The sequence below is a fragment of the Tardiphaga sp. 839_C3_N1_4 genome (genome assembly GCF_051811045.1).
Classification (GTDB): domain Bacteria; phylum Pseudomonadota; class Alphaproteobacteria; order Rhizobiales; family Xanthobacteraceae; genus Tardiphaga.
In genome coordinates this window covers 1334002-1347804 of sequence record NZ_JBPWQD010000001.1, presented here as the reverse complement: position 1 = coordinate 1347804, position 13803 = coordinate 1334002, and the positions used below count along the sequence as shown (strand labels likewise).

The 13803-nt window shown below is 62.3% G+C and carries 14 protein-coding genes and 1 tRNA gene; 10 read left to right on the top strand and 5 right to left on the bottom strand.

What is annotated here, in order from left to right:
* Positions 1–3 precede the first annotated feature (3 nt).
* On the bottom strand, positions 4–825 hold the full coding sequence (locus AB8A38_RS06790; protein ID WP_439085462.1) for an enoyl-CoA hydratase: 822 nt from the start codon (positions 823–825) through the stop codon (positions 4–6).
* A gap of 76 nt (positions 826–901) precedes the next feature.
* Here AB8A38_RS06790 and AB8A38_RS06785 point away from each other — a divergent pair, with 76 nt between their 5' ends.
* From AB8A38_RS06785 to AB8A38_RS06760, 6 genes are all read left to right on the top strand, one after another.
* On the top strand, positions 902–1333 hold the full coding sequence (locus AB8A38_RS06785; RefSeq protein ID WP_068730919.1) for a PaaI family thioesterase: 432 nt from the start codon (positions 902–904) through the stop codon (positions 1331–1333).
* Between the two features lie 151 nt (positions 1334–1484).
* Positions 1485–1949 (top strand): 50S ribosomal protein L13, encoded by a 465-nt coding sequence (gene rplM / locus AB8A38_RS06780; RefSeq protein WP_315841832.1) that lies wholly within the window; start codon positions 1485–1487, stop codon positions 1947–1949.
* A complete protein-coding gene (gene rpsI / locus AB8A38_RS06775; RefSeq protein ID WP_315841833.1) occupies positions 1949–2425 on the top strand; it encodes a 30S ribosomal protein S9 in 477 nt (158 codons plus the stop codon). The genes rplM and rpsI overlap by 1 nt, the downstream gene beginning before the upstream one ends.
* Positions 2426–2668: 243 nt before the next feature.
* Positions 2669–3913: a GGDEF domain-containing protein gene (locus AB8A38_RS06770; RefSeq protein ID WP_315841834.1), complete on the top strand. Its 1245-nt coding sequence runs from the start codon at positions 2669–2671 to the stop codon at positions 3911–3913.
* A gap of 39 nt (positions 3914–3952) precedes the next feature.
* Positions 3953–4186 (top strand): hypothetical protein, encoded by a 234-nt coding sequence (locus tag AB8A38_RS06765; RefSeq protein WP_374725642.1) that lies wholly within the window; start codon positions 3953–3955, stop codon positions 4184–4186.
* Between the two features lie 78 nt (positions 4187–4264).
* On the top strand, positions 4265–4561 hold the full coding sequence (locus tag AB8A38_RS06760; RefSeq protein ID WP_092142187.1) for an antibiotic biosynthesis monooxygenase family protein: 297 nt from the start codon (positions 4265–4267) through the stop codon (positions 4559–4561).
* Between the two features lie 105 nt (positions 4562–4666).
* On the opposite strand, the gene AB8A38_RS06755 is transcribed toward AB8A38_RS06760, so the two are convergent.
* Complete coding sequence (locus AB8A38_RS06755) at positions 4667–5806, bottom strand: AI-2E family transporter (protein WP_439085461.1); 1140 nt, start codon at positions 5804–5806, stop codon at positions 4667–4669.
* Between the two features lie 122 nt (positions 5807–5928).
* On the opposite strand from AB8A38_RS06755, the gene AB8A38_RS06750 reads away from it, so the two are divergent.
* The gene (locus AB8A38_RS06750) at positions 5929–6615 is read left to right on the top strand and encodes a hypothetical protein (protein ID WP_439085460.1); all 687 of its coding nucleotides are present in this window, start codon (positions 5929–5931) and stop codon (positions 6613–6615) included.
* 77 nt (positions 6616–6692) lie between these two features.
* Here the strand turns inward: AB8A38_RS06750 and glnA are convergent, their stop codons facing one another.
* On the bottom strand, positions 6693–8102 hold the full coding sequence (glnA, locus tag AB8A38_RS06745) for a type I glutamate--ammonia ligase (RefSeq protein ID WP_068730911.1): 1410 nt from the start codon (positions 8100–8102) through the stop codon (positions 6693–6695).
* 187 nt (positions 8103–8289) lie between these two features.
* Positions 8290–8628 carry a P-II family nitrogen regulator gene (locus tag AB8A38_RS06740; protein WP_068730910.1) on the bottom strand — a complete coding sequence of 113 codons (339 nt, stop codon included), beginning with the start codon at positions 8626–8628 and terminating at the stop codon, positions 8290–8292.
* A gap of 443 nt (positions 8629–9071) precedes the next feature.
* Here AB8A38_RS06740 and AB8A38_RS06735 point away from each other — a divergent pair, with 443 nt between their 5' ends.
* Positions 9072–10568, top strand: a complete 1497-nt coding sequence (locus tag AB8A38_RS06735; protein WP_439088471.1) for an NAD(P)H-hydrate dehydratase — start codon at positions 9072–9074, stop codon at positions 10566–10568.
* Positions 10569–10574: 6 nt separating this feature from the next.
* On the opposite strand, the gene AB8A38_RS06730 is transcribed toward AB8A38_RS06735, so the two are convergent.
* Positions 10575–11891: a multicopper oxidase family protein gene (locus tag AB8A38_RS06730; RefSeq protein WP_439085459.1), complete on the bottom strand. Its 1317-nt coding sequence runs from the start codon at positions 11889–11891 to the stop codon at positions 10575–10577.
* Positions 11892–12041: 150 nt separating this feature from the next.
* On the opposite strand from AB8A38_RS06730, the gene AB8A38_RS06725 reads away from it, so the two are divergent.
* Together AB8A38_RS06725 and tig are read left to right on the top strand one after the other, a co-directional pair.
* Positions 12042–12126 (top strand) — tRNA-Leu (locus tag AB8A38_RS06725).
* 161 nt (positions 12127–12287) lie between these two features.
* Positions 12288–13640 carry a trigger factor gene (gene tig, locus AB8A38_RS06720; protein WP_439085458.1) on the top strand — a complete coding sequence of 451 codons (1353 nt, stop codon included), beginning with the start codon at positions 12288–12290 and terminating at the stop codon, positions 13638–13640.
* The last annotated feature ends 163 nt before the right edge of the window (positions 13641–13803 follow it).

Sequence of the window (13803 nt, the reverse complement as noted above, 5' to 3'; positions counted from 1 at the left end):
CAATTACCGGTCTTCCCACTTCGGCTCGCGCTTTGCGATGAACGCGCCGATGCCTTCTTCGGCGTCGCGGGCCATCATATTCTCGGTCATCACCTCAGCGGCGAAGCGATAGGCATCCGCGAGGCTCATCTCGGCCTGGCGATAGAAGGCTTCCTTGCCGATCCTGACCGTATGCGCCGATTTGCGCGCAATTAGCTCTGCCAGCGCGATCGCGGCATCGCGTTCGGTGCCGGCAGGTACTACGCGGTTGACCAGGCCGATCTCGCGCGCGCGGGTGGCGGAGATGGGCTCGCCGGTGAGCAGCATTTCCATCGCCTGCTTGCGCGGGACGTTGCGCGACAGCGCCACCATGGGCGTCGAACAGAACAGGCCGATATCGACGCCGGGCGTCGCGAACTTTGCCTGTTCGGAGGCGATCGCGAGATCGCAGCTCGCGATGAGTTGGCAGCCCGCGGCAGTGGCGACGCCTTGCACGGCTGCGATCACCGGCTTCGGCAGCCGCACGATGGCCTGCATCATGGCGCTGCAAATCGTCATCATATGCGCGAAGTAAGCGCGGCCGCGATCGGCGTCGGTGCGGCGCGCGGTAAGTTCTTTCAGGTCATGTCCGGCGGAGAACACCGAGCCGTTGGCGGCGATCACCACGGCGCGCACGGTCTTGTCGCTGGCCATGTCATCGAGGGCGGCGTGCAATTCGCCGATCAGTCCTTCGGAGAGGCTGTTGCGGGCGGCCGGACGATTCAGGGTCAACACGCCGATGCTGCCGATCGTTTCATGCAGGAGAATGGATGGCCGCGCTGTTTCCGCGCGTGCTGGTTGAACCATGACTTGAGATTCCATCGCTGGGCAGGACCGTCACCATATTGTAACAGGACGGCACAAGCGAGAGCAGGGTAGAGACATGGCGACTGCGAAAATGAGCGTGGCTGAACTCGAGGCGTTTCTGAAGCGCGAGTTCCCGCAGGCCTTTGGCGCCGGCGATATCGCGATTGAAAGCGCCGATGGTACCACTTGCCTGCTGCGCCAGACCTATGGCGAACGCATGCTGCGGCCGGGTGGCACGGTATCGGGTCCGACCCTGATGGCCTTGGCTGATTTTGCCATGTACGTCGTGCTGCTGTCGGCGATCGGTCCTGTGGGCCTCGCGGTGACCACCAGCCTGAACATCAATTTCCTGCGCAAGGGCTTGCCGGGGCAGGATGTACTGGCAGCCGCCAAGCTGCTGAAGCTCGGAAAACGCCTCGCGGTGGGTGAAGTGACCCTGTTATCAGGCACTTCGGCCGATCCGATCGCCCATGTGACCTCGACCTATTCCATTCCGAACGTTGGGTAATTTATAAGGTATTATAGAACCATAATTGTAACGCCATGATTTAATAGGCGAATTTTTCCATATTTGGCATTGACGGAATCCGGTTGTCTATCTAGAAACGCGCTCAGTTCGGCGGATCACCGCCGATATCCCCTTTTCATGGATATTCACAATGAAGACGTTTTCGGCAAAGCCCGCCGAGATCACGAAGAAGTGGATCGTCATCGACGCCACTGGTCTCGTGGTGGGCCGGCTGGCCACGCTGGTCGCAATGCGGCTGCGCGGCAAGCATCTCCCGACCTACACCCCGCATGTTGATTGCGGCGACCATGTCATCATCGTCAACGCGGACAAGGTGGTTTTCACCGGCCGCAAGCGCGACGACAAGGTCTACTATCATCACACCGGCTTCATCGGCGGCATCAAGGAACGTACTGCGAAGTCGATCCTCGAAGGTCGTTTCCCGGAGCGCGTTGTCGAGAAGGCTGTTGAGCGCATGATCCCGCGCGGCCCGCTCGGTCGCGTCCAGTTCGGCAATCTGCGTGTTTATGCCGGTGCAGAGCACCCGCACGAGGCCCAGCAACCAGAAGCGCTCGACGTTGGCGCGATGAACCGCAAGAACAAGAGGGCCGCATAATGTCCGATACCATGCAGTCTCTCGATCAGCTGTCGGCGCTGAAGGTGTCGTCGCCCGACGCGCCGAAGTATGTGAAGAAGGTCGACAAGCAGGGCCGCGCCTATGCGACCGGCAAGCGTAAGGACGCTGTCGCCCGCGTTTGGATCAAGCCGGGCGCCGGCAAGGTCGTCGTCAACACCCGTGAAGTCGAAGTGTACTTCGCTCGCCCGGTGCTGCGCATGCTGATTCAGCAGCCGCTGGTCGCTGCAGCCCGCGCTGGCCAGTACGACGTGATCTGCACCGTTGCCGGTGGCGGTCTGTCGGGCCAGGCCGGTGCCGTGCGTCACGGCATCTCCAAGGCTCTGACCAACTTCGAGCCGGATCTGCGCGGCGTCCTCAAGAAGGGCGGCTTCCTGACCCGCGACTCGCGTGTCGTCGAGCGCAAGAAGTACGGCAAGGCGAAAGCCCGCAAGTCCTTCCAGTTCTCGAAGCGCTAATTTCTGCTTCGATAAAATTTGCTGCAAATGCGGTGAATACAATTTTGAAAGGGCGCCTTCGGGCGCCCTTTTTGCGTTCCGGGACATTCCGGATACCGACAGATTGATGCAGTTTTTCGTGAAAACTTGTCCTGGCGCGCAAACGGATTTCCAATCGGTACACTCGTATGTTCGATGATGGCGAAGAGGCCAGTCCGAATCATGATGGTTCGGAAATCTCGCAACAATTGCCGGTGCTCAAATATGTCGCTCGATTCTTCCACGCTCTATTTGGTGGCAACCCTGGTTGCGGCGATGTTGGGCGGGATGCTGCTGTTCTTCGGACGACAGGAAAAGATCGCGGCCCTCAACTGGTGGGGGCTGGCTTACCTGCTCGGCGCCGTGTCGGTCGCATTGTGGACACTTGCCGCGTCGCTCCTGGGTGACGTGCTGTCGCTGGCATTCAATGCCGTGGGCTTTGTGGCCTGCGGCATGGTGTGGAACGCTGCGCGCGTGTTCCATGGCCGCAGCCCGAGCTGGGCCGGCCTGTTTCTCGGCGCCATCGCCTGGATCGCGGTGATCTTCACCCTGCCGGCTGAGGCCGCGTCGCTGCGCATGACCATCGGCGCCGGCATCGTCGCGCTTTATGCGATGTTGACGGCGCATGAATTGTGGAACGAGCGCCGCAAGGCGGTGCAACGGCGCTGGCCGACCATTTTGGTGCCGATGCTGCATGGTTTCGTCCTGATGCTGCCGATCCTGCTCGGCGATTTCCTGCATCCGGATCACAGTAGTTTCGGCAGCAGCATCTGGGTCACGGCCTTCGCTATCGAGCTCGTGCTCTATGCGGTCGGCACGGTGTTCCTGATCTTCATGCTGGTGTCCGAGCGTGCGGTCACGGCGCATAAGGTCGCGGCATCCTGCGATCCGCTCACCGGCCTGTTCAACCGCCGCGGCTTCTCCGAGGCCACGGCGCGGATGATCGAGCGCGAGGCGAAGGCCGGCCGCCCGGTCACAGTCATGATCTTCGACATCGATCACTTCAAGTCGATCAACGATCGCTTCGGCCATCCCGCAGGCGACGAGGTGCTGAAACTGTTCGCCACGGTTATCACGCATACGCTGCGGATTACCGATCTGTCGGGCCGCATCGGCGGCGAGGAGTTTGCGGCGATGTTGCCCTGCAGCCTGGACGAGGCGATGCAGGCGGCCGAGCGCGTGCGTGAGGCGTTTGCGACCTGCGGCATCCAGGTCGATGACGCCCCGGTCGCGACCACCGTGAGTATCGGCGTCGCCGGTGGACCGGCCGGCACTGAACTCGACGTCCTGCTGGCTGCTGCGGACACTGCGCTCTACCAGGCCAAGCGCAGCGGACGTAACCGCGTGCAGGCCGCGGAAGAAGAACCGCTGTCGCTGGAGCAGGGGCGCCGCGCTGCGGCGGTCGGGCAAGCGGCGAAGCCGAGCGTCGTGCGGGCTGCGGTCACGATGACCGCAAGCGGCATGCGATAAAGGATCCGTTTACCATTCGATCCCTATGGTCATCGCATGATGACCTCGCCTGACTCGACTTCCAATACTGCTTTGATGTCGCTCGAAGCGGCTGCCGCTTCGGCCCGTGCCGGCTTTGCCTGCATGTTCTCGAGCTCGGACGAATACGAGACCGCGCTGATCACCGAACGTCGTGCGCAGGGGCGCTACGGCGCGCAGCACGGCAAACTGCCGGTCATCGCTTTCATCGGCTGCTGCGTCATGGTCGTCGGCACGGTTCTGCTGTTCGCCTGATCGCGTTTCCGCGCCGCCTTCACCGAACCCCGACTTTGCGGTAAAGACACCGACCGCAAAACAAAGGGTCGGGAAACCATGATCACTGAAATCGCACAGATCGACGTCAAGCCGGGCACCGAGAAGGATTTCGAGGCGGCCGTCGCCAAGGCGAAGCCGCTGTTCCTCCGCGCCAAGGGCGGCAAGGGTTTTGAGCTGCACAAGTCGGTCGAGATGCCGTCGCGCTACCGTCTCGTCGCCAAGTGGGAAACTCTCGAAAACCACACCGTCGATTTCCGTGGTTCGCCCGATTTCGCTGAATGGCGTGCGCTGGTCGGCCCATATTTCGAAACGCCGCCTTATGTCGAGCACACCGAGACCGTGCTGACCACCTGAGTTATGCTCGTCATGCCCGGGCTTGTCCCGGGCATCCACGCCTTATATCTCGCGCAAAGTGAGACGTGGATGGCCGGCACAAGGCCGGCCATGACGGAGTTCATTTTACGCCGCCATCGCCTTATCCTGCGCAGAGGCTTCGTCCTCTTCGCGCATGAAGTCGATGACGACTTTCACGATCGCCAGCACCGGCAATGCCAGTGCGAGACCCCAGACGCCGAAGACGACGCCGAGCAGGATCTGGAACGCGAACAGCGTGGCAGGCGGAATATCCAGCGCCTGCCGCTGCAGGATTGGCGTCAGGATGTAGCTCTCCAGCGCATGCACGCCCATGAACAGCGCAAAGGCTGACGCGGCGGCAACCCAGCCCGAGGCGAGGCTGGCCAGCACGACGATCAACCCGCCGAGCAGGGCGCCGACGGTGGGAATGAAGGCGAGCAGGCCGGCCTGAACGCCGAGAATGAACGCGCTGGGAATCCCGATCAGCTTCAGCCCGATCCAGGTGATGGCGCCGACCACCACCATGGTGAGCATCTGCGCGATCAGCCAGCGCTGCAGCGTGTCGCTGATGCGATCAACGATGACCGTCATCGGCGCGCGATGCTTCGCCGGCGTGAGATGCAACAGCCCTTTACGATAGACGCTGGGCTGTGCGGCAAACGACAATCCCAGAAACAGCACGATGAAGAAGTTGCCGACAGCGCCGACGGTGCCGAGCAGGATTTTCAGTGTCTGGCTGACGATGGCGCCACCTGATGATGCGATGGTGCCGGCACTCGGCAGGCCGCCGCTGGACTTCGGCGTTGAGGTGGCAGGTGACGTGCCGGGCTCGGCGGGCGTATCCGACGTGATGCTGTTGAAATCGAAATAGCTGGTATCGACGCCGTGCTGCTCGAGATAGGTCTTTACGTTGACGACCTGTGACTTGAGGGTGCCGGACAGCGTCTTGGCCTGATTGGCGATGGTCGACCCGCCCAGATACATCACGCCCACTAGCATCGCGGCGAGCACGATGCAGATCATTGCGAGCCGCATCGGATGCGGGCCGCCCATGAAGCGCCCGAATAATTCCGTCAGCGCATTGAGCGCTACGCCAAGCAGGACGCCTGCGAAGATCAGGAATAGCGTTCCCGAGAAGTACCAGGCGAAGCCTATGAGGATCGCAAAGGACACCGTGGCGATGCCGCCCGCCGTGATCGCCCAGGCAAGATCACTACGCGTCTGGACATTGGCTTCTGCGGGCACGGTGGATCCTTCGCATTGATTGGACTTTCACTGTTCCGTCAATTGCATCGGGGATCAAGACATATCGCCGCTTTGACGTCTCCGTCGCGATCGTGCATGGCCGATAGGGGAGGCCAATAATAATGAACATGCTGAAATGGGTCGGTCCGCTCGGACTGCTCGCTGCCCTGGTGATCGGGGACCAGATCCGGATCAACCGGCCCGCGCACAAATATCGGCTGACCGTGGAGATCGAAACGCCGGATGGCCTGAAGTCGGCCTCGAATGTCGTCTCCGTGCATCCGTATCGGGGCTACCAACCGTCGGGCAAGGTGACGTCACGGGGCGATGCCGTGGTCGTCGATCTCGGCGGCGGCACGAACCTTGCCGCGCTGATGTTGCATGACGACAAGGGCAGCGCCGATTTCGACGGCGCCAACTTCGTGGCGATGCGCGCCTATCAGGCGGCGGGGCGCAAGATCGCCTTCCGCGACGTCAGCAGCCAGACCGGCGCCGTTCCGGTCACCGGCGAATTGATGCCGGTGCTGGCCAGTTTCACAGATCTCCGGGATGCATCGACGGCGCGGCGGCTGCAGCCCGACGACCTGTCATCGCTAGGCACTGGCACACGCCTGCGCAGCGTCACGGTCGAGGCAGTGCCGAATGGTCTGTGGCCGATCGATTTCGGCGGGGGGCTCGGCGAACCCGTCACGCGCGGTGTCACCGCGAAGCTGCCGTGGGCGGGCAGCGAAGGGGAGGCAGCCAAGGCGCTTGCGGCGATAGGCTTCCCGAACGCGCTTGAGCCCGCGATGGCTCTCGCCCGGAAATAGGCGCCAGGAGAGGCGCAACGAAAAAGGCGCCCCGTTTCCGGAGCGCCTCGATCGTTTCGATGTAATCCCGGAGGGAATTACAGCGAGTAGTACATGTCGAATTCGACCGGGTGCGGCGTCATTTCGTAACGCATCACTTCGGTCATCTTAAGTTCGATATAGGAGTCGATGAAGTCGTCATCGAACACGCCGCCGTTCTTGAGGAAGCCGCGGTCCTTGTCGAGGTTCTCGAGGGCTTCGCGGAGCGAACCGCACACCGTCGGGATCGACTTCAGCTCTTCCTTCGGCAGATCGTAGAGGTCCTTGTCCATGGCCGGACCCGGATCGATCTTGTTCTTGATGCCGTCGAGACCGGCCATCAGCATCGCGGCGAAAGCGAGATACGGATTGGCCATCGGATCCGGGAAGCGGACTTCGACGCGCTTGGCCTTCGGGTTGGTGGTGTAGGGGATGCGGCAGGACGCCGAACGGTTGCGCGCGGAGTAGGCGAGCAGCACCGGGGCTTCGTAGCCGGGGACCAGACGCTTGTAGGAGTTGGTCGACGGATTGGTGAAGGCGTTGATCGCCTTGGCGTGCTTGATGATGCCGCCGATATAGTGGAGGCAGGTCTCGGAGAGATCGGCATATTTGTTGCCGGCGAAGGTCGGCTTGCCGTCCTTCCAGATCGACTGGTGCACATGCATGCCCGAGCCGTTGTCGCCAAAAACGGGTTTGGGCATGAAGGTGGCGGTCTTGCCGTAGATGTGCGCGACCTGATGGATGCAATACTTATAGATCTGCATCTGGTCGGCCATGTAGGTCAGCGTGTCGAACTTCATACCGAGTTCGTGCTGGGCGGACGCCACTTCGTGGTGATGCTTCTCGACCTTGACGCCCATGCGCGCCATCGCGCCGAGCATTTCCGAGCGCATGTCCTGCACCGAGTCCTGCGGCGGGACGGGGAAGTAACCGCCCTTGGTGCGGATGCGGTGACCGAGATTGCCGCCTTCATATTCGGTGCCGGAGTTGGTCGGCAATTCGGACGAGTCGAGCTTGAAGCCGGTGTTGTACGGGTCGCTCGAGAAGCGGACGTCGTCGAACACGAAGAATTCGGCTTCCGGACCGACGAACACGGTGTCGCCGATGCCCATGGACTTGACCATGGCTTCGGCCTTCTTGGCGATGCCGCGCGGGTCGCGGTTATAGGGCTCGCCGGTGGAGGGCTCGAGAATGTCGCAGGTGATGACCATGGTGGTCTCTGCGAAGAACGGATCGATCGTCGCCGTTGCCGGATCCAGCATCAGCATCATGTCGGACTCGTTGATCGCCTTCCAGCCGGCGATCGAGGAACCGTCGAACATGGTGCCTTCGGCAAACATTTCTTCATCGACCATCGAGACGTCGAAGGTCACGTGCTGCCACTTGCCGCGGGGATCGGTGAAACGCAGGTCGACGTATTTGACGTCATTGTCCTTGATGGACTGCAGGACTTCTTTGGCGGTCGTCATGGGGCTCCCTACCTTTATTTGCGGGCCGATTTCCGGGACGTAACAATCTGTCGTGACGATCAGGTCACAACGGCATGTTTTCAACAAGACAAACCGTCAACAACAGAAGGCTGCCGAAGCAGCCTTTTTGGTGACGCCTTGAAGCGTTGATGTCGGATAGCACCCGGCTTGGAGAGCGTCCAGTCCGTCAGATCGCGTCGAGTCCGGACTCGCCGGTACGGATGCGCACGGCTTCCTCGATGTTCGACACAAAGATCTTGCCGTCGCCGATGCGGCCGGTTTGTGCGGCGCGACGGATGGCATCGATCGCCTTTTCGACGAGGTCGTCGCCAATCACGATCTCGATCTTCACCTTGGGTAGAAAGTCGACGATGTATTCAGCGCCGCGATAAAGTTCGGCGTGGCCCTTCTGGCGGCCGAAGCCCTTGGCTTCCGTGACGGTAATGCCTTGCAACCCGACTTCCTGAAGAGCCTCTTTCACCTCGTCCAGCTTGAAGGGCTTGATGATGGCTTCGATCTTTTTCACTGAACGTCTCCCCGGCACTTCCAATCAGGCCGCAAGTTATTTGCCTCAAGTAGCTTTGACCATTGCGCGTTTTGCGCACACTGTTCGATACCCAATTTCGGGCGTTATTGCGCTGCCGCCACGCCGCACCGACGAAATCTCGCCCGATGCGGTCGACGGTCGGCCACCCCCTGTCTTTTGAACAGGTGTCTTTCAACATTTGCCGGTGAGCGCGACGGACCCGAAGCTGGCTTCCCTAAAAGCAGGGTCCGTGCCAAGTTCGCTCCTCGGCTATTTTTGAAGCATTATCAGGTTATTACATCGCACCTGACGAGGTTCGCATCAAGAGTATTCGACTACTTTTGCCTACATAGTGATCAAAGTGATTGCGCGATGTGCAGTTTTACTCTGCTGCGTTCGCGTGTGACGCGAGTGCCTTCCAAAAAGGCGTAGTGAGAAGCGAGATGGATATTCTAACGACCGACGAGATGGCGCGCGCCGATCAACTCACGATTGCGGCGGGCACGCCAGGCTTCAAACTCATGCGCGCCGCTGGACGGGCGGTGGCGGATGTGGCGGGCGAACTGGCCGAGGAGGGGGCGATCCTGGTCGTTGCCGGTCGTGGCAACAATGGCGGCGACGGCTTCGTCGCGGCGGCCGAGCTCGCGGCGCAGGGGCGGGATGTTGCGGTGATCCTGCTGTGCGACCGAGCGACGCTGAAGGGCGACGCGGCATTGGCTGCCAAGGGATGGAAAGGCGAGGTGCTGCCCTGCGATCCCTCGCTGATCGGGCAGCCGGCTTTGATCATCGATGCGTTGTTCGGCGCCGGACTCAATCGTCCGGTCAAGGGCGACCCGCTGATCATGATCGACGCCATCAACGCGGCCGGCGTGCCCGTGCTGGCTGTCGATCTGCCAAGCGGTATCAACAGCGATTCAGGCGCCGTGATGGGCGGCGCTATCACGGCGACCGAGACGGTGACGTTCTTCAGGCCCAAGCCGGGCCATCTGCTGGTGCCGGGCCGGGTACATTGTGGCCGACTGCGGGTGATCGACATTGGCATCGACGAGAATGTGCTGCCGGAAATTCGCCCGCAGACCTCCGAGAACAATCCGGACCTGTGGGCCGACGCGTTTCCGGTGCCGAAAATCAACAGCCACAAATTCTCACGCGGCCATGCCGTGGTTGTCTCCGGCGACATCGCGTCCACGGGCGCTGCCCGGCTGTCCGCCCGCGCCGCCTTGCGAGGCGGGGCAGGCCTGGTGACGGTGGCGTCGCCGCGCGATGCGCTGGCGGTCAATGCCGCCGCGCTGACGGCGGTGATGGTGCGGCCGGTGGATACGTCGGCAGAGTTCGCCGCGCTGATCGGCGGCAAAGTATCAGCCTGCGTGATCGGGCCGGGGGCCGGTGTTGGCGAACGGACGCGCATGTTTGTGGAGGCCATCCTGGCCACGAAGCGACATGCGGTGTTCGACGCCGATGCGCTGACCAGCTTCGCGGGGGCGCCCGAACAGCTGTTTGGTCTGATCAAGGCCAGCCCGGAAACCGGCGTCGTGTTGACGCCTCATGAAGGCGAATTTTCGCGCATCTTCAGCAAGGTGGACGGGGAACATCCAGCAGTATCTAAATTGGAGCGGGTTCGTCTGGCGGCGCAAGAGTCGGGTGCTATCGTGCTGTTGAAGGGGCCGGATACGGTCGTGGCGTCGCCGGATGGCCGGGCCGCCATATCAGCCAATGCGCGGCCATGGCTGGCGACTGCCGGTTCCGGCGATGTGCTGGCCGGCATTATCGGCGCGCTGCTGGCGCAAGGGGTTCCGGCCTATGAGGCCGCCTGTATCGGCGTCTGGATGCATAGCGAGGCGGGCAGCGAAGCCGGCCCCGGGCTGATCGCCGAGGATCTGACCGAGGTGCTGCCGGCGGTGTTCCGCCGGCTCTACGACCAGCTCGGTATCCAATACTGAAAAGGTCTAATCGACGCTGTACCAGCGGACCTGCCGCGGGGCGGCCCAGTCGGCGACGAAGGCTTCCATCAGCCAGCGCCCGACATTGTTGGCGGCAAAGGCGATGCGCTGGGTCTGGCCGGCGTCCAGCGCCAGGGTGTCGAGCCAGAACGGCTTCCAGCCGTCATCGAGTCTGTCGAGCAGGCGGACATGATGACCGTGGATCTGGAACACCATCGGGCTGGTGGCCCGGTTGGTCAGCGCAAGCACCACGGTGCGGCCAGGCTTGGTCCGGAATGCCGGCGGTGTGCTGGCGGACAGATCGACCGGCTTCACCCATTCGGGACTGACGGCGCTCAGGGCCATATCGACGCGCAGGGCGCCCTTGAGGTCGAGCTGAGCGGGCAAACCGTTGGAGGGCAGCGGCGGTGCGGCCGCCAGGGGCGTGGCCCGTAGCGGCGGATCGTTGGACGTCTTGATCTGGCCGATCGGCCGGGCTGTCTTGCCGTCATGGAGCAGGATCGCCGAGGTCGATCCCGCCGGCCTGACGGCGTCGAGGAAGACGTCGACCCGGGTTCCGGGCGCCAGCACCACCTGATTATTACGGGCAGGGAACGGCTCCGAGGGCTGGCCGTCGATGGCCATGACGCGGACCTCGTGATCGTCGAATTTCAGAGCAACCACATTGCGTTGGCAGCCATTGATGAGACGGAGCCTGAGCCGTTCGTTGACGCGTGCCGATAGCTCCAGCGTGGATTTCCGGTTGATCAGGAACAGCGCGGCGGTGTCTTTCGGATCACTGGCGGGGGCGAGCAGACTGCCGTCCGGCCTGAGGCGGAAGTCCTCGATCAGCAGCACCTCGTCGCGGTCCACCTCCACCGGATCGCTCTCCTGGACGACCAGACTGCGGACCTGGGACGGCAGCGCCTGACCGTCGCCGAGCAGGCGCATGTCCAGATAGGACGTTCCGGCGCTGCGCATCTGCAGCTTGAACGCGTCCTTGGCCCCGGCCGCGACCGGCTTGCGGTCGAGCAGCGGCCCGATCCCGGACGAGCCGCTAATGCCTCGGCAGTTCAAGACGATAGGGACCGGCAGCTGATTGGCGAGTTGAACTGTGATTTCGTCGCCGCGGTTGAAGCGCAGCGGCCCCTTCTGGGCCGAATGAAGCGTCCAGGCCTCGGCGGAGGCGCCGGGCTTCACCGGGAAGGGATCAGCCTTGGCCTGTAGCTCCAGCGCGGCGACGGCTTGCGCGAGGCTAACCCGGGGCAGAATCGGGCCGATCAGCGCGCTCCCGGCGCCTGCAAGCAGGGTCCGGCGCGTGAGGGGGAGAAAGCGGTTCGTCATGCCCAAATCCCGACCATTTTGCCGCGCCAAAGTCCAGTTGCCGGGGCTGCGGCAAGTAAGCCGCTATGTGACCATTTTTTTGCTGCGAACCACGGTCCCCATGTTATAAGCCCGCCGCTCGCGACATCGCGGCCGGACATGATGTTTTTCGCGGGCGTGGCGGAATTGGTAGACGCGCTGGATTTAGGTTCCAGTGACGAAAGTTGTGGGGGTTCGAGTCCCTCCGCCCGCACCAAGCGCACATAGCGTTTGACCATGACGATTTTCGGACGTGTTTCCGCAAGGTTGGCCTTGCAGAGACAGTTCGCACCACCGGCGCAGGCTCTGGCCTGATGCCGCACAGATTTACAATGTCCGGGCCATTGGGCCGGACCAAGCGGGAAGAAGATTGACGCCATGCAGGTGAATGAAACCCTCTCCGAGGGATTGAAACGCGAATTCTCGGTCAACGTGCCGGCTGCCGACATCGAAGCCAAGGTCGATGCGCGCCTCGATGACATGAAGGGCAAGGTCAAGCTCAACGGCTTCCGCCCGGGCAAGGTTCCCGTCGGTCACCTGAAGCGTCTCTATGGTCGCTCGGTTGCCGCCGAGACCGTCGATGAATTGATCCGCGACACCAACACGCAGATCTTCAACGAGCGTGGCTTCAAGCTCGCTTCCGAGCCGAAGATCACGATGCCGACCGAGCAGAAGGAAGTCGAAGACATCCTGTCGGGCAAGTCGGACCTCAATTACACCGTCGCCATCGAAGTGGTGCCGCCGATCGCGCTCGCCGACTTCAAGAGCTTTACCGTCGAGAAGCCGGTGGCCGAAGTGACCGACGCGGACGTCGATGAGGCCATCAAGCGCGTCGCCGACCAGAACCGTTCGTTCACCGAGAAGACCGGCAAGGCCGAGTCAGGCGACCGCGTTACGGTCAACTTCAAGGGCACCATCGACGGCGTCGCCTTCGAGGGCGGTACCGGCGAGGAGATCCCGGTTGCGATCGGCTCCAACACCTTCATCCCCGGCTTCGAGGATCAGCTGATCGGCATCGCCGCCGGCGAGACCCGCACCCTCAAGGTGTCGTTCCCGGTCAACTATGCGAGCGAGACGCTGGCCGGTAAGGCCGCTGAGTTCGAGACCACTGCGGCCAAGGTGGAATCGCCGGTCGACACCGTGATCGACGACGAGTTCGCCAAGACCCTCGGCCTCGAGTCCCTCGACAAGCTGAAGGAAGCCGCGCGCGAGCGTCTGGTTGCCGAATTCGCCGGTGCGACCCGCCAGCGCGTCAAGCGCCTGCTGCTCGACCGTCTCGACGAGACCCACAAGTTCGATGCGCCTCCGTCGCTGGTCGACGAAGAGTTCAAGCTGATGTGGAATTCGATCCAGCAGGAGATGGCATCGTCGGGCAAGACCTTCGCCGACGAGGACACCACCGAAGAAGCCGCTCAGGAAGAGTACCGCAAGATCGCCGACCGCCGCGTGCGCCTCGGTCTCGTGCTCTCGGAGATCGGCGAGAAGAACAAGATCACCGTCAGCGATGACGAGGTCAGCCGTGCCGTGATCGAGCGCGCCCGCTCGATGCCGGGCCGCGAGAAGGAAGTGTGGGACTTTTACCGCAGCAATCCCAACGCGCTGGCCCAGCTTCGTGCACCGATCTACGAGGACAAGGTCGTCGACTTCATCCTCGAGCTCGCCAATGTGACCGAGAAGAAGGTGTCCAAGGACGACCTCTACAAGGACGAGGACGAGAAGACTGCGGCCTGAGCCGCAGCTTCTTAGAAGACGTTAAAAGAAACGCCGGCCGGGTCCTCCAGCCGGCGTTTTGACGTTAAGGATACCGCCCGAAACAGGTTCCAAAAGGGCTCCAGTGCTTTGCGGTGGCCGTCCGAATCGGCTTGAACTGAGGTTCAGGGCGGCATGTGGACCG